Source organism: Sphingomonas sp. CROZ-RG-20F-R02-07, from assembly GCF_022662335.1.
Classification (GTDB): Bacteria; Pseudomonadota; Alphaproteobacteria; order Sphingomonadales; family Sphingomonadaceae; genus Sphingomonas.
In genome coordinates this window covers 146,914-170,731 of sequence record NZ_JAKNQJ010000005.1, presented here as the reverse complement: position 1 = coordinate 170,731, position 23,818 = coordinate 146,914, and the positions used below count along the sequence as shown (strand labels likewise).

The window sequence follows — 23,818 nt, the reverse complement described above, 5'->3', positions numbered from 1 at the left end:
CTCGCCGAACCACCCGGAGGCCCGTGCCTACACGCCGTTCACCCCTCGCGCGAGCGCGATCCGCTCACAACAGCTTGTCGAGCGTGATCGGCAGATCCCGGATGCGCTTGCCCGTGGCGTTGTAGACCGCGTTGGCCACCGCCGCCGCCACGCCGGTGATGCCGATCTCGCCGATGCCGTGTGCGCCCATCGGGGTGTGGGGATCGGCGATATCGGTCCACATCACGTCGATCTCGGGCACGTCCATGTGCACCGGCACATGATATTCGGCGAGGCTGGGATTCATGATCCGGCCGCTGCGCTCGTCGAACTGGGTTTCCTCCATCAGCGCCATGCCCAGCCCCATGATGATGCCGCCGCGGAACTGGCTCCGCGCGGTCTTGGCGTTCAGGATCCGCCCGCAATCGAACGATCCGAGCACGCGGCCGACGCGCGTCTCGCCGGTGATGGCGTTCACGCGCACCTCGCAGAAGATCGCGCTGTGCGAGTGCATCGACCAGTGCATCAGTTCGAGCGACGGGCTCGCCTCCTCCGCCACCGTCACGCTGTCGCGGTGCGCGCGCTCGAGGATCGAGACATAGGTTTCGCGGCGGGCGGGATCGTCGCGCATGACCAGACCGCCGTCCTCGCTGCCCACCTGATCGGCGGAGAGGCCGGCGAGCGGGGAATCGTTACCCGCCAGCTTCAGCAGTTCGGCGACCAGCGCGTTGTGCGCCGCGATCACCGCCGCGCCGATCGCGGCGGTCTGCTGCGATCCGCCGGCCATGATCGCGCCGGGGATGATCGTGTCGGCATAGCGCACCGCGACCGCGTCGATCGGCAGCCCCAGCCGTTCGGCGGCGACCAACGCGGTGGTGGTCGACGTGCCCATGCCCATCTCGTGCGCCGCCACCTCGACCAGCGCCTTGCCCGCGCGATCGATCGTGAGCCGCGCGGCGGCGCCGGGCATCCGATAATAGGGATAGGTGCCGGTCGCGCAGCCCATTCCGATCAGCCACTCGCCCTCGCGCCGCGTGCCCGGCGCCGCGCGATCGGCCCAGCCGAACCGCTCCGCCCCCGCGCGCCACGCCTCGACGATGTGGCGCGACGAGAAGGGCAACCCCGATGTCGGATCGACCTCGGGCTCGTTGCGGATGCGCAGCTCGACGGGATCCATGTCCAGCGCCACCGCCAGTTCGTCGATCGCGGATTCGAGCGCGAAGGTGCCGACCGATTCGCCGGGCGCGCGCATGAAGGTGTTCGCCAGCATGTTGAGCGTGACCGCCTCGACCGACAGCCGGATGTTCTGCGCGGCATAGGCCGCCCGCGTGCCCAGGATGAACGGTTCGGGCATGTTGTTGTGCGGCGACATCGCGACGGTGCCGCTGTGGATCAGCGCGTCGAAACGGCCGTCCGCCTGCGCGCCGATCGCGACGCGCTGTTCGGTCAGCGTGCGGCCGCCCACCACGCGGTAGACGCCTTCGCGCGTCAAGGCGATCCGCACCGGGCGCCCGGCGAGACGCGCCGCCCCCGCGGCGAGGATCTGGTGATCCCACAGGCCCTTGGCGCCGAAACCGCCGCCGACATAGGGCGACGTGATACGCACGTGATCGGCCGGCACGCCGAAGACGTCGGCGATGGTCGCCGCGGTCGCGGTCACCATCTGGCTGGCGTCGTGGATCGTCAGCCGGTCGCCCTCCCACATCAGCGTCGCGGCATGCGGCTCGATCGCATTGTGGTTGTGGCGCGGCGTGCGATAGACCTGGTCGACACGGACGGGCGCCGCCGCCAGCGCGGCATCGGCATCGCCGATCTCGTTCAGCAGCGCCTGGCCCATGAACAGACCGGGCTTCGCGCCCTCCGCCTTGGCGTCCGCGAACGACGAGGTCGCCGGCTCGGCGTCATAGGTCGCGACGATCAGCGCGGCGGCATGGTCCGCCTGTTCCTGCGTGTCGGCGAGGACGAGTGCGATCGGCTGGCCGTTCCAGTGGATGCGATCGTCCTGCATGATCGGCAGGTCGCTGGGGCCGACCGCGGTGGGCGACGAGCCGAACACGGCGGGCGCCTTCATCCGCGGCGCGTTGCGGTGAGTCATCACCAGCGCGACGCCCGGCGCCTGTTCGGCGGCGGCGGTGTCGAGCGTGGCGATCCGCCCGCGCGCGATCCGGCCATAGACCAGCGCGGCATAGGCCATGGTGTCGAACCGGAACTCGGCCGCGAACCGCGCCGCGCCCTGCACCTTGTCCGGCCCGTCGCGGCGCGAGACCTGCGTGCCGATCAGCCCGTGCTTGTGCGCGATCAGCGGATCGGGCACGCCGCCCGGGATCCAGCTGTCGGGCGCGAGCGGCACCAGCTTTTCCATCGCGCCCTTGGCGACGCCCTGCGCCGCATTCTTGACCGTTTCGACGATGTTCATGCGCCCGCCTCCATCACGTCGCCCAGCGTCGCGACGATCGTCCGCTTCGCCAGCTCGATCTTGAACCCGTTGTCGCGAAGCGCGGCGGCATCCGCCAGCTCCGCCTCGGCCGCCGCGCGAAAGCTCGCCTCGGTCGCGGGCCGGCCGCGCAGCGCGGCCTCCGCCTTGGCCGCACGCCAGGGCCGATGCGCCACGCCGCCCAGCGCCAGCCGCACGTCGCGGATCGTGCCGCCGTCGACATCGAGCGCCGCCGCCACCGACACCAGCGCGAAGGCATAGCTCGCGCGGTCGCGCACCTTGCGATAGGCCGAACGCGCGGCAAACGGCAGCGCCGGCAGCTCGACCGCCGCGATCAGCTCGTTCGGGCGCAGCACCGTGTCGATCTCGGGCGTGTCGCCCGGCAGCCGGTGGAGATCGGCGAGCGGAATGCTGCGCGCGCCCATCGGGCCGTCGAGATGGACGATCGCGTCCAGCGCCAGCATCGCCACGCACATGTCCGATGGATGAGTCGCCACGCAGGCGGGCGACGCGCCGAGGATCGCGTGGATACGGTTGAAGCCGCCGATCGCGTCGCAGCCGGTGCCGGGCGCGCGCTTGTTGCAGCGCGCGGCGTCGTCGTAGAAATAGGTGCAGCGCGTACGCTGGAGGATGTTGCCGCCGACGGTCGCCATGTTGCGGATCTGGCCGCTCGCCCCCGCCAGGATGGCGCGCGACAAGGCCGGATAGCGCGTGCGGATCGTGCGATCGGCGGCCAGCGTGGTGTTCTTCACCGCCGCGCCGATCCACACGCCGCCATCGTCGCGCGGCTCGATGCCGCTCGGCAGGCCGGTCACGTCGATCAGCGCCGCAGGGGCCTCGATCCCCTCGCGCATCAGGTCGATCAGGTTGGTGCCGCCGCCCAGATAGCGCGAATCGGCGTGCGCCCCGGTGAGCGCGATCGCGCCGGCCGCGTCCTCGGCACGGGCATAGGTGAAGGGCGTCATGCGTGCGCCTCCGCAAAGGTTTCGGCGATCGCTTCGACGATGCCGTTATACGCGCCGCAGCGGCACAGATTGCCGCTCATCCGTTCGCGCAGTTCGTCATGCGTCAGCATCATCGTCTCGGCGGACAGGTCGGCGGTCACCACGCTCGGCACGCCGCGCGCGACCTCGCCCGCCATGGCGATCGCCGAGCAGAGCTGGCCGGGCGTGCAATAGCCACACTGGAACCCGTCATGCTCGACGAACGCGCGCTGGAGCGGATGCAGCCCCCCGGCGTCCGCCAATCCCTCGACCGTGGTGATCGCCCGCCCCTCATATTGCACCGCGAGCGCGAGGCAGGAATTGATCCGCTCGCCGTCCGCCAGCACGGTGCAGGCGCCGCACGCGCCCTGGTTGCAGCCCTTCTTCGTGCCCGGCAGCCCCAGATGCTCGCGCAGGAGATCGAGCAGCGACGTGCGCACATCGGCCTCCACCTCGATCGGGCGGTCGTTGATCGTGAATCGCATGACGGTCTCCTGCTCGCAACCTTCTGCAAAGATTGTCGATCGCTGCCGCCGGAATCGGCGCTTCCGCCGCTGCCGTCAATGGAGCTTCAGCGCAATCCCGCCCGTTTCAGGCGCGGCGCGACGATCGGGGTCGTCAGCATCGTGCTGGCCACCGCCATCAGCAGCAAGGCGGTGAAGGTCGCGCTGCTGACGATATGCTTGTCGAGCAGGATGCCGACGAAGATAATCATGATGAGCGCCTTGGTCTGGAGCAGCCAGCCGATCGTCGTGGCCTCGCCCCGGCCCCAGCGCAGCAGGCGCCCGGCGAGATGGACGCCGGCGAGCTTGCCGCCGACCGAGGCGACCAGCAGCAGCGCGGCCGCGCCGAACACCGCCGCGCCGCCGACGCTCCAGCTGGTGCGCAGCCCCGTGCTGAGGAAGAACACCGGCATGACCGCGAGCAGCAGCATGTCGCGAAACCGGTCGAGCGCGGTGCGATCGAACCAGCCGGTGTCGAGCACCGCACCGGCGAGGAACGCGCCGACCATGAAGTGCAGCCCCGTCCAGTCCGCCGCGAATCCGCAGGCGGCGAGCCAGATCAGCGACACCGGCCAGCGATCCGCCGCCGACAGCCGCGCCATCAGCCAGCGCATGCCGGCGGCGGCGACCGCGAAGACGAGAACGAAGCCGATCTGCAACCCCACGCGGTGCCAATCGAGCAGGATCAGCGCGAGCACGCCCCAGATCGCCACGTCGTCGATGCTGGCATAGCCCAGGATGCGCTGTCCGAAGGGCTGGTGCAGGATACCCAGCCGCTCCATCAGCAGCACGAGGATGGGCAGCGCCGTCACCGCGCACGCCATGCCGATCCCCAGCACCACCTGCCACGGCGCCCCCGCCGGACCCATCCAGCCGCCACTCGTGCGCAGCAGGACGAGCGCCGCGAGGCTGCCGAACGCGAGCGGCACGAGCAGCGCGCAGGCCGCGGTGATCCCGGTATCGCGGCGACGCGCCCAGGCGCCGCCCAGATCGAGCTCGATCCCCGCCACCCACACGAACAGCATCACGCCCCACCAGGAGAGGCCGTTGAGCGCGGTGACCACGTCGGGCTTGAAGATCGTCGCGTAATAGACGGGAAACACCGCGCCGAGCACGCCGGGGCCGAGCAGGACGCCGACGACGATCTGCACCACGACGAGCGGCGCGTGATGATCGGCGTGCAACAGGCGCCAGACGAGATAGGGCACGCTGAAGATCACCAGCATCGCGACGAGGAACGTCTCCGACAGGTTCATCGCATGCACGCCCGTCTCCCCCGTCCGATCTTCAGCGGCGCACACAGACGGCGCGCCGCGCCGCTGTCAAGCATCCGCCGGCGGAAAGACGAGCCGCGCGTGCGTGCCGCCATGGGGCCCGCTGCCGATCTCCAGACGGCCGCGATGCACCGCCATCACGCGCCCGACGATGGCGAGGCCCAGCCCCGCGCTGTCCGTCCGGCTGTGATCGGCGCGCCAGAAGCGGCGGGTCGGCTCGCCGCCGGCGACGATCCCCGGGCCGTCGTCCTCAACCGCGATCCGCGCGTCGCCCCCCCCCTGCACGACGACGCGGATCGCGGTGCCCGCGGGCGTATGGCGCACCGCATTGGCGATCAGGTTCGACAGCGCGAGGCGGACGAGCACGACATTGGCGACGATCGCCACCTCCCTGTCGCCGCCGGTCAGTGCGATCCGGTGATCCGCGGCGAACACCGATGGTGCCATTTCGGCGACGGTCTCGGCCGCCAGCGCGGCAAGGTCGACCCGTTCGGTGGCGAGCGTCGCCGCATCCTCCAGCGCGGCGAGATCGCGCAGTTGCGAGACGACATGCGACAGCCGTTCGACCTGTCGCTCCAGCGGCGCGCGCGCGGCGGGATCGCCGACGCCTTCGAGGCTGACCATCAGCGTGGACAGCGGCGTGCGCAGCTCGTGCACCACGTTCGCGACGAATTCGGCCTGCTGGTTGAACCCCTGTTCGAGCCGGGCGACCAGCCGGTTGGTCGCGGCGACCAGCGGCATGATCTCGGCGGGCAGCCCCTCGTCCTCCAGTCGGATGGCGAGCGTCATCGGCCCGATCTCGGCGGCGCGCGCCGAGGTCCGCCGGACCGCGAGCACGATCCGCCGGATCAGCAGCGCGTTCACCAACGGCAGCAGCAACAGCACGGGAAGCAGGATCAGCAGATAGCGCGCGAGAAAGGCGCGCATCACGTCGTCCAGGATCACGCCCGGCCGCGTTTCGTCCTGCGACACCAGGATGCGCAGCGGCAGCCCGGCGGCGATGACGGGCACGCTGGCCAGGCGGAACGGCGCGATCCGCACGAAATCGGGCGCGGTGGTGCGCGGCACGCGCGTCCATGGCACCGCGCCGGCATGCGAACTCGCCGCGCGCACGGCGCCGCCGGGATCGGTCACGACGAAGGCGCGGCCGTCATAGGTGTCGCCGTACCGCAGCACCGTCGCACGGTCGGCGATCACGCGGCCATGCTCCACGCGCAGCCCGGCGGCAATCGCCTGCGCCTGACCGAGCAGCGCCACGTTCTCGGAAGCCGCCGCCGTCCCGTGCAGCACCGACACCAGCAGCAGCGGCAGCAGGATCGCGACCACCAGGATCGCCGCCACCTCCGCCAGCATGATGCGCAGCGTCAAGGTGCGCGGCCGGCGCAGCCTCATGGGGCCGCGACGCGCATCATATAGCCGACGCCGCGGATCGTCTCGATCTTCACGCCCGCGCCGGCTTGTTCGATCTTGCGCCGCAGCCGGTGGATATAGACCTCCACCGCGTTCGATCCGAGCGAGTCCGTCAGGCCGAAGAGCTGGTCCTCCACCAGACGCTTGCCGACGACATGCCCCGCGCGGCGCACCAGCAGCTCGGCCAATTCGGTCTCGCGCGCGGAGAGCGGCACCAGCGCATCGCCGACGCGCAGCTCGCGCGAGGCGGCGTCGTAGCGCAGATCGCCGAGCGCCAGCGTCGCGCCCTGAAACGGCACCCGCCGCCGCAGCACCGCGCGCAGCCGCGCAAGCAGCTCGTCCACCGCGAACGGCTTGACCAGATAATCGTCGGCGCCCGCATCCAGCCCCGAGATCCGGTCGCCCACCCCGCTGCGCGCGGTCGTCACGATCACCGGCACCGGGTTCGCACCCTGACGTAGCGCGCGCAGCACCGCGAACCCGTCTTCGCCCGGCAGGCCAAGATCGAGCAGGACGGCGGCATAATGCACCGCGTTCAGCATCAGCAGCGCATCTTCGGCGGTGCGGGCATGATCGCTCGAATGGCCGTGCCGGCCGAGCGCGGCGCCAAGGGCTGCGGCAAGCTCGGGATCGTCCTCCACCAGCAAGAGCCGCACCGCATCGTCCCCGGCTGTAAGTTGCCTGTAATTCTTCCCGGCTAATGCCCCGCCCTAATCTATGCTGCAAGTGCGCAAAGGGCCGGATCCGGGCATGTCAGAATTCCACCACCCACGGCCCCTGCCGGCCGCGGCACCCCTGGACCGCTCGCGCCAGTTGCGCTGGATCGGCATCGCGGCGGTCGCGCTGCTGGCGCTGTGGGCGATCGTCGCGGGCATCCGCCACCTGACCACGCCCGTCGAACAGACGCCGGTGGCACCGCCGCCGGGCACGTTCCGCGCGACGCCCGCCCAGCTCGCGCAAATGAAGATCGAGGCGGTGCGCGACGGATCGGCGGCCGGCACCATCCAGGCGACGGGCACGATCTCGGTGGACGAGGATCACAGCACGCCCGTGGTGCTGCCCTTCTCGGGCCAGATCGCCGACGTGATGGTGCAGGCGGGGCAGACGGTCCATCGCGGCCAGCCGCTGCTGCGCGTCGCGTCCAACGATTTCGTCGACGCGCGCGCCGCGCTCGTCACCGCGACCGCGCAGGCGGCCACCGCGCAGGCGCAGCTTCGCACCGCGCAGGACAATGCCCGGCGTCAGGAGGCGATCTACCAGACCGCAGGCGGTGCGCTGAAGGACTACCGCCAAGCGCAAAGCGACCTGCTCGCCGCGCAGGCGAGCGCCGCCAGCGCCAGCGGCGCGGTGGCCGCCGCGCGCGGGCGGCTCGGCACGCTGAGCGGCGCGGCGCGGCAGACCGGATCGGGCGCGCAGGCGGTCTATGCCGCGCCGGTTTCGGGCGTGATCGTCTCGCGCGACGTGGCGCCGGGCCAATATATCGGCGCGGGCGGCGACAAGCCGCTGATGACAATCGCGAGTCTCGCCGACGTGTGGCTGGTGGCGCAGCTCGCCGAAAGCGACGCCGCGAGCGTCAAGGTGGGCGATGCGGTGAGCGTCACCACCCCGGCCTATCCCGGCCGCACGTTCCGCGCCGTCGTCAACAACGTCGCCGCCGCGCTCGATCCCGCGACCCACCGGCTGCCGGTGCGCGCGTCGGTCGCCAATCCCGACGGCGCCTTGAAGCCGCAGATGTTCGCCAGCTTCGCGATCCAGCGTGCCGGCCACGCGCTGAACGGCGTGCAGGTGCCGTCGCAGGCGGTGATCCACGAAGGGGACGGCACGCGGGTGTGGATCGTCGCCGGCCCCGGCGGCCTGCTCCGCGCGCAGACGGTGACGGTCGGCGACAGCGCGGGCGGGTTCGACACGATCACCGCCGGCCTCAAACCCGGCGACCGGGTGGTGACGGCGGGCGCGCTGTTCGTGAACGAGGCGGGCATCGGCGGATGAACCGGCTCGTCGAATTCGCGCTGCGCCAGCGCATGCTCATGCTCGTGCTGCTGGTCGGCATGATTATGGCGGGCGCGGTCGCCTTCGCCAATCTCAACATCGAGGCCTATCCCGATCCGGTGCCGCCGATGGTCGAGGTGCTGACCCAGTCCAACGGCATTTCGGCCGAGGAGATGGAACGCGGCGTCACCATCCCGATCGAGCAGGCAGTGGCGGGCATCCCCAACATCACCGCGGTGCGAACGATCTCGCTCTTCGGCCTCAGCGACGTGAAGATCCAGTTCACCTATGACGTGGGCTTCCGCGAGGCGGAACAGCGCGTGCTCGGCCGGCTGTCGCAGCTCGGCAACCTGCCGGGCGGTGCGCAGCCGCAGATCTCGCCCACCAGCCCGATCGGCGAGATCTTCCGCTACCAGATCGTCGCGCCCGCCGGCTATTCGGTCATGGACCTGAAGACGCTGCAGGACTGGGTGCTGCAACGCCGCTTCAAGGGCATTCCGGGCGTCGCGGACGTCACCGGCTGGGGCGGCAAGCTGCGCACCTATGAGGTGGTGGTCGACAACGACCGGCTCGTCGCGCACGGGGTGACGATCGCGCAGGTGCTGGGCGCGATCGGCAAGAGCGACGGCAATGTCGGCGCGCAGACGGTGAATTTCGGCACACAGGCGGCGATCGTGCGCGGCGTGGGCCTCATCAATTCGGCCGACGCGATCCGCGGCGTGATGGTCGCGAACAACGCGGGCGTGCCGGTGCTGCTGTCCGACGTGGCAACGCTGCGCATCGGCAACGCGCCGCGCCTCGGCATCGCGGGCGTCGGGCCCGACGACGACATCGTAATGGGCATCGTGCTGATGCAGCGCGGCGCGCAGTCGATGCCGACGATCGCGCGGGTGAAGGCCGAGGTCGACACGATCAACGCCGGCGGCGTGCTGCCGCCGGGCGTGCAGCTCAAGCCGATCTACGACCGTTCGACGCTGATCGACCTGACGACGCACACCGTGCTGCACAACCTGATCGAGGGCGTCGTCCTGATCTTCGTGCTGCAATGGCTGTTCCTCGGCAATCTGCGCTCGGCGATCATCGTCGCGCTGACCATCCCGTTCGCACTCGCCTTTGCGGTGCTGATCCTGACCATCCAGGGCGAATCCGCGAACCTGCTCTCGGTCGGTGCGCTCGATTTCGGGCTGGTGGTGGATGCCAGCGTCATCATGGTGGAGAATATCTTCCGCCACATGGTCGAACGCTCGCGGACGATCGAGGCCGGCCATGGCCATGCCACGCGCGCATCGCGATTCTCCGCGATCCTGCACGGCAGCCACGAGGTAAGCCGCGGCATCTTCTTCGCCGCGGCGATCATCATCGCCAGCTTCCTGCCGCTCTTCACGCTGTCGGGCGTGGAGGGGCATATCTTCGGGCCGATGGCCAAGACCTATGCCTATGCGATCGCAGGCGGGCTGATCGCCACCTTCACCGTCTCGCCGGTGCTCGCCGCGATGCTGCTGCCCGATCGGCTGGACGAGGTGGAGACGTGGATCGTGCGCAAGCTGCGCCGCGCCTATGAACCCGCCGCCGCCTTCGCGCTCGCCAACCGCGTGCTGACGCTCGGCATGGCGGCGCTTCTCGTGCTCGTGTCGTTCGTCGCGGTGCGCCAGCTCGGCGTCGAGTTCCTGCCGCATCTGGAGGAGGGCAACCTCTATATCCGCGCGACGCTGCCTGCCTCGATCTCGCTGGAGGGCGGTCAGCCCGCGGTCAACGGCATCCGCAAGATCATCGCCGAATATCCCGAGGTGGAGCGCGTGATCTCCACCCATGGCCGCCCCGATGACGGCACCGACGCCACCGGCTTCTTCAACGCCGAATATTACACGCCGCTCAAACCGGCCGACCAGTGGCCCGCGGGCGTGACCAAGGACAGCCTGACCGCCGAGATCCAGGGTCGGCTGAAGGCGCGTTATCCCGGCGTCGATTTCGAATTCTCGCAATATATCGAGGACAATGTCGAGGAGGCGTCGTCGGGCGTGAAGGGCGCCAATTCGGTGAAGGTCTTCGGCCCCGATCTCGCCACGCTCCAGCAGATCGCGAGCAGGATCCAGGACGAGATGGGCAAGGTGCGCGGCATCGCCGATCTGGGCATCGCCAATTCGCTCGGCCAGCCGACCGTGCGGATCGACGTGAACCGCGCCGCCGCCGCGCGCTACGGCCTGACGCCCGACGACATCAACACCACCGTCTCGGCGGCGATCGGCGGTCAGAGCCCCGGCGACCTGTACGAGGCGGGCACCGATCGCCACTTCCCGATCGTCGTGCGGCTGCGGCCGGGCGAACGCGGCAGCCTGGACGCGATCCGCCGGATCACGGTCGGCGCGCCCGCGCCGAACGGCGGCAGCGGCATGATCCAGGTGCCGCTCTCCGAAGTCGCGACCGTCCGCCTCACCTCGGGCGCATCGTTCATCTACCGCGAGCATCAGGAGCGTTACGTGCCGATCAAGTTCGGCGTGCGCGACCGCGATCTGGGCGGCGCGGTGAACGAGGCGCAGGCGCGGATCGCGAAGAACGTGCCCCTGCCCGCCGGCTATCATCTGGAATGGGCGGGCGAGCTCGGCAATCTGACGAGCGCGGTGAACCGGCTGGAGGTGGTGGTGCCGATCAGCCTCGGGCTGATCCTGATCCTGCTCTACGCCAATTTCTCGTCGCTCACCGATTCGCTGCTGGCGTTCAGCGTGATCCCGATGGCGGTCGTGGGCGGCGTGCTGGCACTGGCGCTGACCGGCACCGCGTTCAGCATCTCGGCGGCGATCGGCTTCGTCGCGCTGTTCGGCATCGCGGTGATGGACGGGATCCTGATGGTGACGGCCTTCAACCAGGCGATCGACGAGGGGCTGCCGCGTCCCGATGCGCTCGCGACCGTCGTGCAGACGTCGCTGCGGCCCGTCGTGATGACGTGCCTGGCCGCCGCGATCGGCCTCTTGCCCGCCGCGCTGTCGGGCGGAATCGGCAGCCAGGTGCAAAAGCCGCTCGCGCTCGTCGTGGTCGGCGGCATGACGCTGGCGCCGCTGCTGATCCTGCTGGTGCTGCCGACGCTGATCGATCGCTTCTCGCGGCACGTCGATCCCGAGGATCGCGGCGCCCATGGCCGCGATGTGGGGCATCATCCGCACGGCCCCGCCGCCGGGGAGCAGCCCGCATGAAGCGCCTGTCTTTCCTGTCGCTGGTGGCGCTGACGGGCTGCACGCTTGGCCCCCGCGACGTCACGACGACGCTGTCGCAATCGCCCGCGGTCGCGCCGCAGACGATCGCGTCCGCCGCAGGCCCGGCGCAGACAATCGTGCCCGGCGCGCCCGTGCCGCCGGCCTGGTGGACCGAATTCCGCAGCGCATCGCTCGACGCGCTGGTGGCGCAGGCGCTGTCGGCCAACACCGATATCGCGAGCGCCGAGGCGACGCTGCGGCAGGTGCGCGCGCAGACCCGCATCGCACAGGCGGCGGGGTTGCCGCAGGCGGACGCGTCCTACCAATATGACCGCGCGCATGTTTCCAACGCGCTGTCGTCGCCGCTCGCCGATACCAACGACACGCTCTATTCGCTGCACACCGCGCAGCTGTCGGTCACCTACCCGCTCGACCTGTTCGGCGCGCAGCGTGCGCGGGTCCGTTCGGCGCGCGCCGCGGCCGAAGTCGCGCAGGACCGGCTGTTGGCGGCGCGCACCACGGTGGTCGCCAATCTGGTGCTGGCGGTGATCCAGCACGCCGCGCTGGTCGACGAAGTGGCGGCGACGCAGTCGAGCATCGACAGCAACCGCCGGATCGTCGGGCTGCTCCAGCGGCGCCAGCAACTGGGCGATATCGGGCTGGTGGATGTCGGCGCGCAACAGACCGTGCTCGCCAATGCCGAGGCCGCGCTGCCGCCGCTGCAGCGCCAGCTCGCGCATCAGGCGGGGCTGATCGCGACGCTGACGGGCCATGCGCCGGGCAGCGTCGCGCCCGACCTGCCGACGCTCGCCGCGCTGCGCCTGCCCGACCAACTGCCCGTCGCGCTTCCCGCGCAGATCGTGGCGGGCCGCCCCGACGTGCGCGCGGCAGAGGCAGTGATGCGCGGTGCCGGCGCGGACGTGAACGCCGCGATCGCCGCCCGGCTGCCGAGCATCACGCTCAGCGGCAATGCGGGCGGATCGTCCACGCGCTTCACCGACATGTTCGCCAGCGGCAATCCCTTCTACACGCTGATCGGCGGCATCACCCAGCCGCTCTTTCGTGCCGGCGCGCTGAAGGGCGCGCAGCGCGTGGCGGAGGCCGCGCTCGAAGGCGCCAAGGCCGTCTATCGCGGCGCCGCGCTGCAAGCGTTTCTCGACGTGGACGACGCGCTGTCGGGGTTGCGCAGCGATGCCGTGGCGCTCGACGCCGCGGCGCGCGCCGAGCAGGCGGCATCGCAGACGCTCATGTTCACGCGGCGCCAGCTCGAATTGGGCGGCGTCGGCACGCTGCAGTTGCTCAACGCGAGCGCGGCCAGCGCGCAGGCGTCGTCGGCGCTGGTGCAGGCGCGCGCCGCCCGCCTGACGGATACGGTCGCGCTGTATCAGGCCACCGGCGGCGGCGTCACGATCCCGCCATCGCCGGGCGAGACGCCCCGCCCTTGAACACGTCGTTGAAAAGACCGGACTTGATCCGGCGCCGGGGCGCCATATCTCCGCCATCGCAACTGGAAGGAACATGACCATGCCACGTATTGCCACGCTGCTCGCCGCCACCGCGCTTCTCGCCTCGGGGACGCCCGTGCTGGCCAAGGGCTGCCTGAAGGGCGCCGCGGTCGGCGGCGTCGCCGGCCATTATGTCGCCATGGCCATGCCGTGATGGGCGCCGCCGCGGGCTGCTGGTACGGCCATCACCGCGCCGCCAAGGCCGCGCGCGAGCAGCGCGCACAGGCCCACGCCCAGGGCCGCTGATCCGGTGGGCGATCGCATCGACGTCAATCGGGCGACCGCCGCCGAACTCGACGCCGTGCCGGGGCTGACCGGGCACGGTTTCGAGATCGCGCGCTACCGCGAGGAGCGTGGGCGGTTCACCGATCTGCGCCAGCTCGACGAGGTGCCCGGCCTGTCGGGCAAGGTGGACGACGTTACCCGCGCCCGGTTGGATGCGGGTGCCCCCTGACCGTTACTCCCCGCCCTGGACCGTCAAGTCCTCGGCGGGGGTATCGTCGGTGCCTTCGTCATCGTCTTTCGTTACCGGCGGCTGCATCGCCTCGGCGTGCGGGATATCGGTGAAGGCGTCGGCGATTTCCTGATGCTCGGGCATGGCTCGGTCCTTTTTTCGTGTCCGAGCCCAACGCCCGTCAGCGCGCGGCGATCCGCCCGCCGACGTGAAGGCCGGTCACGCTTTCGACCAGCGTCTCCATCTGCGCCTCGTTGAAGCCCGCCGAGAGGAAGCGGTCGATCTCGGTGAGCGGCACGGCGAAGCCGCGACGCCATGCGAGCACCGCCATGCGGCGCAGCGCCTCCAGCCGGGGATCCGCGAGAGCGGAGCGCGTGCCGAGACCGAACAGGCTGCCCATCGCACGCGACACGCGGCTGGGCTTGCCCAGACTGCGCAGCGGATCACGGCGGGCGAGCGCGATGACGCTCCATTCGAGCGGCGAGAAACCGGCCTGAACCGGGATCGCCGCCGCGGAACGGCTGCCCGAGGGACTCGCGAACAGATTGTCGAGATCGAGATAGGCCATGAGCGAGTCCTCCTTCCGTCGGTCGGCAGGAAAGCCGGCTGGCGCGGTGATGGAAAGAGCGGGTCGCCATCGCGTCCGCCGCTTCCTTACCGATCGGTATATTAACCGCTCATGATTCCGTCAACGGCTTTTTGTACCGCGCGGAATATTTATCGCGTCGGCCACATCGCCATGGCCGTGTCGACAAGCGTGTCGAGCTGCGAACAGCTCGCCCCCGCCCCCGCCTGGATCGTCAGGCCGGCAAGCAGCGCGAAGAGATATTGCGCCAGCGCATCGGGCGTCATGCCCTCGGGCAGTTCCCCGGCCGCTTCCGCCTCGGCGAACCGGCGCAGCAACGCCGCCTGCGACGAGGCGCGCCGGGCGATCACCTCGGCCTTGATCGATTCGGCCTCCGCGCCGCACGACACCGTGGCGATCACACCCAGGCAACCCTTGGGATTGCCCGCGCAGGTCTGGAGTTCGAGCGCGCCGCGCAACAGCCGCTCGGCGACGCCGCGCGCGGTGGGCGCTTCCAGCGCGGTGGAGATATAGGCCAGCTTCTCGCGCTCGTAGAGGTCCATCGCCTTGTGGAACAAGGCTTCCTTGTTGCCGAACGCCGCATAGAGGCTGGGTTTGGTGATCCCCATCGCCGCGGTCAGCTCGGCCATCGACGCGCTTTCATAGCCATGCTGCCAGAACACGCGCAGCGCCGCGGCCAGCGCATCATCCAGATCGAACGCGCGTGGGCGGCCCTTGAGGGCGGCCGAAGGACAAAGGCTTACCATACCGAACGGTACATAGGGTGGCACGGCGGCGGCGTCCAGTGGCGTGGCGTATGGATTGCGGGGACGGTCGCCAGCGCCTACATCCGGTGTCATGAACACCTTTCTCGTGATCCTGCTCGTGGCCGCGATGATCGCGACCGTCGTCGCGCTGGTGCGCGGCATCGTGTCGTTCCTTCAGGAATCGACCGCGCAAGTGAAGGGTGGCGAAGGGCCAAGTCAGGCGGCGCTGAAATCCAACCGGATGATGCAGCAGCGCATCTTCTTCCAGGCGCTGGCGATCCTGATCGTCGTCGTCATCCTGTTCGCCGCCGGGCGCACCTGAGCTTGGTCAAGCTCAATCGGATCTACACGCGCACGGGCGATACCGGCACCACCGGGCTGGTCGACGGATCGCGCCGCTCCAAGGCGGATGCGCTGTTCACGGCGATCGGCGATGTGGACGAGGCGAACAGCGCGATCGGCGTCGCGATCCTCGCGGTGGAGGATCCCGATCTGCGCGCGGGGCTGGCGCGGATCCAGAACGACCTGTTCGATCTGGGTGCCGATCTGGCGACGCCGGGCGAGGATTTCACCGCCGACGCCAGCGCGCTGCACATCGTTGCCGCACAGCCCGAGCGGCTGGAGGCGGAGATCGACGCGATCAACGCGCATCTGGCGCCGCTGCGCAGCTTCGTCCTGCCGGGCGGCAGCGCCGCCGCCGCGCATTTGCACGTCGCACGCGCGATCGTGCGCCGTGCCGAACGCGCCGCGGTCGCGTTGTCGGGCCCGGTGAACCCGCTGGCGATAACCTATTTGAATCGATTGTCCGATTTGCTGTTCGTCGCGGCCCGCGCGGTGAACCAAAACGGGGTTGGCGACGTTCTGTGGGTTCCGGGAGCGCAACGCGCGCCCGACAAGGCTTAGCCGTTCCGCGCGTTCGGCCTCGCGACGAGGGGTGAACATGCTCAAACCGGCCGAACTGTCCCGCTCCACGCTGGAAGCACGCTACGCCGCGGTACGCGCCCTGTCGCTTGCGCTCGTTGCGCCCTTGTCGGATGCGGACGCCACGGTTCAGTCGATGCCCGACGCATCGCCGACCAAATGGCATCTCGCCCATACCACTTGGTTCTTCGAGACGTTCGTGCTGCGCGATCACGTGCCCGGCTACACGCTGCACGACGCGCGCTTCCCGTTCCTGTTCAACAGCTATTACGAGGCCGAGGGGCGCCGCCATGCGCGCGACCGGCGCGGCATGGTCACGCGGCCAACGCTGGACGAGGTGCGCGCCTATCGCGCCGCGGTCGACGGCGCGCTGATGGCCGCGCTGCCGACGCTCCCCGAGGCGGCGCGCGCGCTGGTGGAACTGGGTTGCCATCACGAGGAGCAGCATCAGGAACTGCTCGTCACCGACATCCTCCATCTGTTTTCCGAAAACCCGCTCGAGCCGGCGGTGTGGCCTGCGGCGCGCAAGGTGCCGGTCGCCATGCCCGGGCCGATCCGCTGGATCGCGCGCGACGCCGGGATCGTGCGCATCGGCCATGACGGCGACGGCTTCGCCTTCGACAGCGAAGGCCCCGCGCACGACGCGCTGCTCGCACCACACGCCATCGCCGACCGCACCGTGACCAATGGCGAATGGGCCGCGTTCATCGCCGATGGCGGCTATGCCGAACCGCGCCACTGGCTGGCGGACGGCTGGGCATGGGTGAAGGCGCAGGATGTCGCGGCACCGATGTATTGGGAACGGCAGGATGGCGGCTGGACGCGCTTCGGCCTCGACGGCCGCCGCCCGATCGATCCCGCCGCGCCGGTCACGCATGTCAGCCTGTTCGAGGCGGATGCCTATGCGAGCTGGGCGGGCGCCCGCCTGCCGACCGAGTTCGAGTGGGAGGCCGCCGCCTGTGCCTTCGATCCCGCCGGCGGCAACCAGATGGACGATGCCGGCCCGGTGGAGCCCCGTCCCGCGCAGCAGGCGCCGGGCTTTTTCGGCGACGTGTGGGAATGGACCGGCAGCGCCTATCGCCCCTTTCCGGGTTTCCGCGCGGTCGAGGGTGCGGTCGGCGAATATAATGGCAAGTTCATGAGCGGCCAGTTCGTCCTGCGCGGCGGCTCCTGCGCCACGCCCCGCGGCCATGTGCGCGCGAGCTACCGCAATTTCTTCTATCCCCATCAGCGCTGGCAGTTCACCGGCGTTCGGCTCGCCAAGGATCTTTGATGCTCAAGCAGGAAATCGAAGACGGTACGGTGAGCTTCGCCGATCCCGCGTTCCGCGCCGATGTGCTGGCCGGCTTCGAACGCCGTCCGCGCGCCATCCCGGCGCGCTGGTTCTACGACCGGCGCGGTTCCGAACTGTTCGAGGCGATCACCGGGCTTCCCGAATATTATCCCACGCGAACCGAAACCGCGATCCTGTCGGCGATCGGCGCCGACCTGGCCGCGCGGGTGGGCGAGGGTCGCGCGGTGGTCGAGTTCGGATCGGGTTCCTCGACCAAGACGCCGCTGCTGCTCGAGGCGATCGCGCCCTCCGCCTATGTGCCGATCGACATCTCGGGCGATTTCCTGCGCGAATCCTCGCGGGTGCTGTCGGCGCGCTTTCCGGATCTGCTGGTGCTGCCGTTCGAGGCCGATTTCATGCGGCTGATGACGCTGCCGCGCACGATCGCGGACGCGCCCAAGCTCGGCTTCTTCCCCGGTTCGACGATCGGCAACATGACGCCGCTCGCCGCCGTCGACCTGCTGCGCGCGATGCGGGCGTCGCTGGGCGAAGGTGCGATGCTGGTCATCGGGATGGATCGGATCAAGGCGCCCGACATTCTGGTGCCCGCCTATGACGATGCGGCGGGCGTGACCGCGGCGTTCAACCTCAACCTGCTCGAGCGAATCGATCGCGAGCTGGACGGGACGATTCCGGTCGACGCGTTCCGCCACCGCGCGATCTGGAACGACGATCGCGCGCGGATCGAGATGCATCTGGAGGCCACCCGCGACGCCGAGTTCACGATCGACGGCCGGCCGTTCGCCATGGCGGCAGGCGAGACGATCCACACCGAGAACAGCCACAAATATGGCGCGCGCGACGCCCGCATCCTGCTGCGTTCCGGCGGCTGGACGCCGATTGCGGAATGGACCGATCCCGAGGATCGCTTCGCCATCTATCTTGCCGAAGCCCAGGCCGAACGCCCGGCACCCTGACCACTGGCGGATCGCCGCCCGGCGCCATACAGCGCATCCAGATCAGGAGAGATGCGATGCAATCAGTGGGTGTGATCGGCGCGGGGCAGATGGGCGCGGGGATCGCGCAGGTGTCGGCGGCAGCGGGCTACCATGTGCTGCTGTCCGACGTGTCGCGCGAGCGGGCGGAGGTGGGGAAAGCGGGAATCGCCAAGGCGCTGGCCCGGCTGGTCGAAAAGGAAAAGATCGACACCGCCGCACGCGATGCGACGCTCGCCAACATCGAACCCGTCGAGAGCGTCGCGGCGATGGGCGAATGCCATCTGGTGATCGAGGCGGCGACCGAACGCGAGAGCGTGAAGCGCGCGATCTTCGCCGATGTGGGCGCGGTGATAGGCGCCGATGCGATCCTCGCCTCCAACACCTCGTCGATCCCGATCACGCGGCTGGCGCAGGCGGCGCCCGATCCGGCGCGGTTCATGGGGGTGCATTTCTTCAACCCCGTGCCCGTGATGGGGCTGATCGAACTGATCCGCGGGCTGGCCACCGCCGATTCCACCGTGGCGGCGGTCGAGCATTATGCCACCAATCTGGGCAAGCAGGTGGTGCGCGCGAACGATGCGCCGGGCTTCATCGTCAACCGCGTGCTGATGCCGATGCTGAACGAGGCGTGCTTCGCGCTCGGCGAGGGCGTGTCGACGATGCAGGACATCGATCTCGCCTGCCAATTGGGGCTCAACCATCCGATGGGGCCGCTGACGCTCGCCGATTTCATCGGGCTGGACACCTGCCTCGAGATCACGCGCGTGCTGTTCGAGGGCACCGGCGATCCCAAGTTCCGCCCCGCGCCGCTGCTGGTGAAATATGTCGAGGCCGGCTGGTATGGCCGCAAGACCAAGCGCGGCTTCTACGATTATTCGGGCGCGGTGCCCGTGCCGACGCGGTAGCCTTTGTCGCGGCGGTGGCGCAGCAGACGGCTGACCGCGAACGCCACCGCCGCGATGACGATAATCGCGCCGCCGAGCAGCACGAAGCGGTGATGCGGCAGGATCCGCCCGAGCAGTCGCTCGAACCCGTTGCCGAACACATAGCCGATCGCGGTGAACGCCGCGCCCCAGACGATCGCCGAGATCGCGTTCAGCGGCACGAAGGTGGCGGTCGGCACCTTGGACGTGCCGATCGCGATCGGGCTGATCGTGCGCAGCCCGTAGATGAAGCGGAAGCCGAGAATGAAGGCGATTGGATGGCGTTCGAGCGCCTCCAGCGCGCGGCCGAACGCCGGCCGTTCGCGCGCGCGCCGCACGCGCGCGCTGTTCCGGAAGCGGCGGCCGATGAGGAAGAAGAGCTGGTCGGCGGTGAACGAACCCGTGATCGCGGCCAGCCCTGCGCCGATGGGCGACACCAGCCCGTGATGCGCGATCAGCCCGCCGGTGACGACCGCCGTCTCGCCCTCGAGCCCCGCGCCCAGGAAGATGGCGGCCAGGCCGTATCGGGCGATCAGCGCTGCGATGGTCATGCGCGCGCCTTGCCGTACGCGATCGCGAATGGCCAGCCGCTTCACCCCACCCCTTGATCCGGCGCGCCCGATCCGTCACGCTCGATCCATAGCTCCTTTAGCGAACTGGACCTTCATGCGCTCGATCCTGCTCGGCACCGTCGCCCTTCTCGCCTGTGCGCCCGCTGCCGCGCAGACACCGCGCGCCAATCCGCTGATGGTGCAAAGCGATCTTCCGTTCCACGCGCCGCGCTTCGACGCGATCCGCGACACCGATTACCAGCCCGCGATCGAGGCGGGCATGGCCGCGCAGATCGCCGAGATGCAGCGCATCGCGAACGATCCCGCCGCACCCAGCTTCACCAACACGATCGAGGCGATGGAGCGTTCGGGCCGGCTGCTCGATCGCGCCTCGACGATCTTCTTCGGCGTGGTGCAGGCCAACACCAACGACACGCTCGACAGGGTGCAGGCGGCCGAGGCGCCGCGCCTCGCGCAGCATCAGGACGCCATCTTTCTCGATCCCAAACTCTTCGCGCGCGTGAAGGCGGTGTATGACGCGCGCGCCACCGCGGGGCTCAGCGCCGAACAGCTTCAGGTGCTGACGCTCTATTACGGCAATTTCGTCCATGCCGGCGCGAACCTGTCCGATCCCGACAAGGCTAAGCTGCGCGCGCTCAACACCGAGTTGTCGACGCTGGAGACGGGATTCCAGCAGAAGCTGCTCGCCGCCGCCAAGGCGGGGGCGCTGGTGGTGGACGACAAGGCCAAGCTCGCCGGGCTCGACGCGGGGCAGATCGCCGCCGCGGCCAAGGACGGCAAATATGTGATCCCGCTCCAGAACACCACGCAGCAGCCTGCGCTCCAGCCGCTGGAGGATCGCGCGACGCGCGAGCGGCTGTTCGACCAGAGCTGGACGCGCGCGGAAAAGGGCGACGCCAACGACACGCGCGCGACGATCGCGCAGATCGCGGTGCTGCGCGCGCAAAAGGCGCAGTTGCTCGGCTATCCCAACTATGCCGCCTATACGCTCTACGACCAGATGGCGAAGACGCCCGAGGCCGCGTCCGACTTCATGAAGCAGCTCGTCCCCGCCACCGCGGCCGAACAGAAGCGCGAGGCCGCCGAGATCCAGAAGGTGATCGCGGCGAGCGGCCAGTCGTTCCAGCTCAAGCCTTGGGACTGGGAGCATTATGCCGAGATGGTGCGCAAGGCGAAATACGATCTCGACCAGAACCAGGTGAAGCCCTATTTCGAGCTGAACCGCGTGCTGACCGACGGCGTCTTCTATGCCGCCAACCAGCTCTATGGCCTGACGTTCAAGCAGCGCACCGACATCCCCGTCTATCAGAGCGACGTTAAGGTCTACCAGGTCTATGACAAGGATGGTTCCGAACTGGCACTGATGTATTTCGACTATTTCAAGCGCGACAACAAGAATGGCGGCGCGTGGATGTCGAACTGGGTCGGCCAGTCGAAGCTGCTCGGCACCAAGCCGGTCATCTACAACATCGCCAATTTCACCAAGCCTGCCGCCGGCCAGCCCGCGCTCATCAGCTTCGACGACGTGACGACCATGTTCCACGAATTCGGCCATGCGCTGCACGGCATGTTCGCCAACCAGACCTATCCGATCGTTTCGGGCACCAACACCGCGCGCGACTTCGTAGAGTTCCCGTCGCAGTTCAACGAACATTGGGCGCTCGACCCGAAGGTCTTCGCCAACTACGCGAAAAACTACAAGACGGGCGCGTCGATGCCGCAACCACTGGTCGCCAAGATCAAGAATTCGGCGAAGTTCAACCAGGGTTATGCGCTGGGCGAGATCGTCGCCGCCGCCACGCTCGATCTCGACTGGCACTCGCTGCCCGCGAGCGCACCCAAGCAGGATGTGGATGCGTTCGAGGCGAAGGCGCTCGCGTCGATGGGGCTCGACACCGCCGACGTGCCGCCGCGCTACCGCTCCAGCTATTTTCTCCATATCTGGGCCAATGGCTATGCGGCGGGCTATTACGCCTATCTGTGGACCGAGATGCTCGACGATGATTCGTTCGCCTGGTTTCGCGCGCATGGCGGCCTGACGCGCGCGAACGGCCAGCGCTTCCGCGACCTGATCCTGTCGCAGGGCCATACCCAGGATTACGCCACGATGTTCCGCGCCTTCTACGGCAAGGACCCCGAGATCGGCCCGATGCTCGTCCATCGCGGCCTTGCTGCAGGCGCGGAATAAGGCCCGGATCGACCGTCACAAACCTGTCATCGAACTGTCCTAGGCCGAGTCGGCCGGGAGCCAGTAACTGGGGCAATGACATGACGATTCGATCCATTCTGCTGGCGACGGCTGCCGTCGCCGGTTCCGCCGTGCCGGCCTTCGCCGCGCCGCAGCATCACCGTGCGCATCCGCACGCCGCACCCTCCGCCACCAAGGCGGAGATCGACGAACTGCGTTCCGAAATCGCGGACCTGCGCCAGCGCTTGTCCGAACAGACCGCGACCCAGAGCCAGGTCCAGGCGCAGGTCGCCACCGCCCAGGCACAGGCCGCGACCACCGAGACCGAGGTGGCCGCCATCTCCGCCAAGCAGGGCAGCGACACCGGAACCTCGCAGCTCGCCGCTGCGCAGGACGAGCTTCGCCGCCGCGTCGAGAAGGACGAGCATCCCGACCATATCGGCTACAAGGGCATCCAGCTGACGCCCGGCGGCTTCGTGGAACTGGCCGGCGTCTACCGCGACCACAACCAGGAAAGCGACATCGCCACCGGCTTCAACGCGATCCCGTTCGCGAACAGCCGCCTCGGCCATACCAGCGAAACGCGCTTCACCGCGCGCCAGAGCCGCGTGTCACTGCTCGCCGAGGGCAATGCGTCCAAGACCGTCCGCCTGTCGATGTACGGCGAGTTCGATTTCCAGGGCGCGGCACAGACCGCGAACTCGAACGAGAGCAACTCGTACAATCCGCGCATCCGCAACCTGTACGGCACGATCGACTGGGCGCTCGCGGGCGGCAGCGATCTGCACCTGCTCGCCGGTCAGAACTGGTCGCTGGTGACGATGAACGCAAAGGGCATCAGCCCGCGCAACGAAGTGCTGCCGCTGGGTATCGACGCGCAGTACGTGCCCGGCTTCGCCTGGACGCGCACGCCGCAGGTCCGCGTGACCGGCGACTTCATGGACAAGCATCTGTGGCTGGCGCTGTCGGCCGAAAACCCGCAGACCACCTTCTACACCACCGGCACGCCGGCCGGCACGACCGCGGGCTCCGTGGGCACTGCGGCCTCCCTGCCGGGCACCTTGGTGTACAACGGCACCGGGGCGTCGGGCTTCAACTCGGCCAACTCGCTGTCGATCAACCACATCCCGGACATCGTCGCCAAGGCGGCCTATGAGACCAAGATCGGCAAGCGCACGCTGCACGTCGAGGGCTTCGGCCTCTATCGCGAGTTCAGCGACCGGGTCACCGGCGGCAACTACAACACGTCCGGCTTCTCGGGCGGCGGCAGCATCGCGATGCAGATCGTGCCCGGCGCGATCGACGCGCAATTCTCGGGCATGGCCGGCAAGGGCATCGGCCGCTACGGCAGCTCGCAGCTGCCCGACGTGACGTTCCGTCCCGACGGTTCGATCGCGCCGCTCGACGAATATATGCTGCTCGCCGGCATCATCACCCATCCGACCAAGAAGCTCGACGTGTTCGGCTTCGCGGGCGAAGAGGTCACGAGCCAGCGTTCGTACACGACGGCGGCCGGTCTGGCTTACGGCTATGGCAACCCGCTCTACACCAACACGGGCTGCCTGACCGAAGGTTCGAGCGTCTGCAACGGCAACACCCGCTCGATCCGCCAGGTCGAGGTCGGCTTCTGGCAGCGTCTCTATCAGGGTTCGTGGGGCCGTGCGCAGGTCGGCGCGCAGTATAGCCACACTTCGCGCCACACCTTCGCCGGCGTCGGCGGAGCGCCCGAGGCGGAGCAGGATATCGGCTTCCTCAGCTTCCGCTATTACCCGTTCTGATCGCATCGGGGCCGCTCTTCAGAGCGGCCCCTTTTTTTCAGGCTTCGGACGGCTGCCGCAAAAATCCGCTGTCTTAAAAGCGTAATCAAAGTGTCGCATTGCAGACCATCGCGC

At 69.1% G+C, this 23,818-nt stretch carries 22 protein-coding genes; 12 read left to right on the top strand and 10 right to left on the bottom strand.

Annotation, left to right across the window (positions count from 1 at the left end; translation table 11 throughout):
* Positions 1 to 64 precede the first annotated feature (64 nt).
* The 6 genes from L8H00_RS10225 to L8H00_RS10200 all read right to left on the bottom strand — a co-directional run bounded on the left by L8H00_RS10225 (position 65) and on the right by L8H00_RS10200 (position 7,239).
* Entirely contained in the window at positions 65 to 2,395 is a 2,331-nt protein-coding gene (locus L8H00_RS10225; RefSeq protein WP_242097201.1) for a xanthine dehydrogenase family protein molybdopterin-binding subunit, read from the bottom strand.
* Positions 2,392 to 3,378 (bottom strand): xanthine dehydrogenase family protein subunit M, encoded by a 987-nt coding sequence (locus tag L8H00_RS10220; RefSeq protein ID WP_242097200.1) that lies wholly within the window; start codon positions 3,376 to 3,378, stop codon positions 2,392 to 2,394. The genes L8H00_RS10225 and L8H00_RS10220 overlap by 4 nt, the downstream gene beginning before the upstream one ends.
* Entirely contained in the window at positions 3,375 to 3,881 is a 507-nt protein-coding gene (locus L8H00_RS10215) for a 2Fe-2S iron-sulfur cluster-binding protein (protein WP_242097199.1), read from the bottom strand. Before L8H00_RS10215 ends, L8H00_RS10220 begins: the two co-directional genes overlap by 4 nt.
* An 86-nt stretch (positions 3,882 to 3,967) precedes the next feature.
* On the bottom strand, positions 3,968 to 5,155 hold the full coding sequence (locus L8H00_RS10210; RefSeq protein WP_242097272.1) for a cation:proton antiporter: 1,188 nt from the start codon (positions 5,153 to 5,155) through the stop codon (positions 3,968 to 3,970).
* A 66-nt stretch (positions 5,156 to 5,221) separates the two neighbouring features.
* Complete coding sequence (locus L8H00_RS10205; protein WP_242097198.1) at positions 5,222 to 6,565, bottom strand: ATP-binding protein; 1,344 nt, start codon at positions 6,563 to 6,565, stop codon at positions 5,222 to 5,224.
* Positions 6,562 to 7,239: a response regulator transcription factor gene (locus L8H00_RS10200; RefSeq protein WP_242097197.1), complete on the bottom strand. Its 678-nt coding sequence runs from the start codon at positions 7,237 to 7,239 to the stop codon at positions 6,562 to 6,564. Before L8H00_RS10200 ends, L8H00_RS10205 begins: the two co-directional genes overlap by 4 nt.
* Positions 7,240 to 7,333: 94 nt before the next feature.
* On the opposite strand from L8H00_RS10200, the gene L8H00_RS10195 reads away from it, so the two are divergent.
* The 5 genes from L8H00_RS10195 (at position 7,334) to L8H00_RS10180 (ending at position 13,719) form a co-directional block, all read left to right on the top strand.
* Positions 7,334 to 8,572, top strand: a complete 1,239-nt coding sequence (locus L8H00_RS10195) for an efflux RND transporter periplasmic adaptor subunit (RefSeq protein ID WP_242097196.1) — start codon at positions 7,334 to 7,336, stop codon at positions 8,570 to 8,572.
* Complete coding sequence (locus L8H00_RS10190; RefSeq protein ID WP_242097195.1) at positions 8,569 to 11,760, top strand: CusA/CzcA family heavy metal efflux RND transporter; 3,192 nt, start codon at positions 8,569 to 8,571, stop codon at positions 11,758 to 11,760. Before L8H00_RS10195 ends, L8H00_RS10190 begins: the two co-directional genes overlap by 4 nt.
* Positions 11,757 to 13,205, top strand: coding sequence for an efflux transporter outer membrane subunit (locus tag L8H00_RS10185; RefSeq protein WP_242097194.1), 1,449 nt, complete (start codon positions 11,757 to 11,759; stop codon positions 13,203 to 13,205). Before L8H00_RS10190 ends, L8H00_RS10185 begins: the two co-directional genes overlap by 4 nt.
* A gap of 79 nt (positions 13,206 to 13,284) precedes the next feature.
* A complete protein-coding gene (locus L8H00_RS18845; protein ID WP_277924367.1) occupies positions 13,285 to 13,419 on the top strand; it encodes a hypothetical protein in 135 nt (44 codons plus the stop codon).
* Between the two features lie 96 nt (positions 13,420 to 13,515).
* On the top strand, positions 13,516 to 13,719 hold the full coding sequence (locus L8H00_RS10180; RefSeq protein WP_242097193.1) for a helix-hairpin-helix domain-containing protein: 204 nt from the start codon (positions 13,516 to 13,518) through the stop codon (positions 13,717 to 13,719).
* Positions 13,720 to 13,722: 3 nt separating this feature from the next.
* Here the strand turns inward: L8H00_RS10180 and L8H00_RS10175 are convergent, their stop codons facing one another.
* From L8H00_RS10175 to L8H00_RS10165, 3 genes are all read right to left on the bottom strand, one after another.
* Positions 13,723 to 13,863 carry a hypothetical protein gene (locus tag L8H00_RS10175; protein ID WP_242097192.1) on the bottom strand — a complete coding sequence of 47 codons (141 nt, stop codon included), beginning with the start codon at positions 13,861 to 13,863 and terminating at the stop codon, positions 13,723 to 13,725.
* A 37-nt stretch (positions 13,864 to 13,900) separates the two neighbouring features.
* Positions 13,901 to 14,287 carry a hypothetical protein gene (locus L8H00_RS10170; protein WP_242097191.1) on the bottom strand — a complete coding sequence of 129 codons (387 nt, stop codon included), beginning with the start codon at positions 14,285 to 14,287 and terminating at the stop codon, positions 13,901 to 13,903.
* Between the two features lie 149 nt (positions 14,288 to 14,436).
* Entirely contained in the window at positions 14,437 to 15,051 is a 615-nt protein-coding gene (locus L8H00_RS10165; protein ID WP_242097271.1) for a TetR/AcrR family transcriptional regulator, read from the bottom strand.
* 91 nt (positions 15,052 to 15,142) lie between these two features.
* Here L8H00_RS10165 and L8H00_RS10160 point away from each other — a divergent pair, with 91 nt between their 5' ends.
* From L8H00_RS10160 to L8H00_RS10140, 5 genes are read left to right on the top strand one after another with little or no spacing between them, the layout of a single operon-like run.
* A complete protein-coding gene (locus L8H00_RS10160; protein ID WP_242097190.1) occupies positions 15,143 to 15,373 on the top strand; it encodes a twin transmembrane helix small protein in 231 nt (76 codons plus the stop codon).
* A gap of 2 nt (positions 15,374 to 15,375) precedes the next feature.
* The gene (locus L8H00_RS10155) at positions 15,376 to 15,954 is read left to right on the top strand and encodes a cob(I)yrinic acid a,c-diamide adenosyltransferase (RefSeq protein WP_242097189.1); all 579 of its coding nucleotides are present in this window, start codon (positions 15,376 to 15,378) and stop codon (positions 15,952 to 15,954) included.
* A 37-nt stretch (positions 15,955 to 15,991) separates the two neighbouring features.
* Complete coding sequence (gene egtB / locus L8H00_RS10150; protein WP_242097188.1) at positions 15,992 to 17,245, top strand: ergothioneine biosynthesis protein EgtB; 1,254 nt, start codon at positions 15,992 to 15,994, stop codon at positions 17,243 to 17,245.
* Entirely contained in the window at positions 17,245 to 18,222 is a 978-nt protein-coding gene (gene egtD, locus L8H00_RS10145; RefSeq protein ID WP_242097187.1) for an L-histidine N(alpha)-methyltransferase, read from the top strand. The genes egtB and egtD overlap by 1 nt, the downstream gene beginning before the upstream one ends.
* Positions 18,223 to 18,278: 56 nt before the next feature.
* Positions 18,279 to 19,148: a 3-hydroxyacyl-CoA dehydrogenase NAD-binding domain-containing protein gene (locus L8H00_RS10140; protein ID WP_242097186.1), complete on the top strand. Its 870-nt coding sequence runs from the start codon at positions 18,279 to 18,281 to the stop codon at positions 19,146 to 19,148.
* On the opposite strand, the gene L8H00_RS10135 is transcribed toward L8H00_RS10140, so the two are convergent.
* Positions 19,115 to 19,717 carry a DedA family protein gene (locus L8H00_RS10135; protein ID WP_242097185.1) on the bottom strand — a complete coding sequence of 201 codons (603 nt, stop codon included), beginning with the start codon at positions 19,715 to 19,717 and terminating at the stop codon, positions 19,115 to 19,117. The two genes, L8H00_RS10140 and L8H00_RS10135, sit on opposite strands and share 34 nt — an antisense overlap.
* A gap of 115 nt (positions 19,718 to 19,832) precedes the next feature.
* Here L8H00_RS10135 and L8H00_RS10130 point away from each other — a divergent pair, with 115 nt between their 5' ends.
* On the top strand, positions 19,833 to 21,926 hold the full coding sequence (locus L8H00_RS10130) for a M3 family metallopeptidase (RefSeq protein ID WP_242097184.1): 2,094 nt from the start codon (positions 19,833 to 19,835) through the stop codon (positions 21,924 to 21,926).
* Between the two features lie 80 nt (positions 21,927 to 22,006).
* Entirely contained in the window at positions 22,007 to 23,704 is a 1,698-nt protein-coding gene (locus tag L8H00_RS10125) for a hypothetical protein (protein WP_242097183.1), read from the top strand.
* Positions 23,705 to 23,818: the final 114 nt, after the last annotated feature.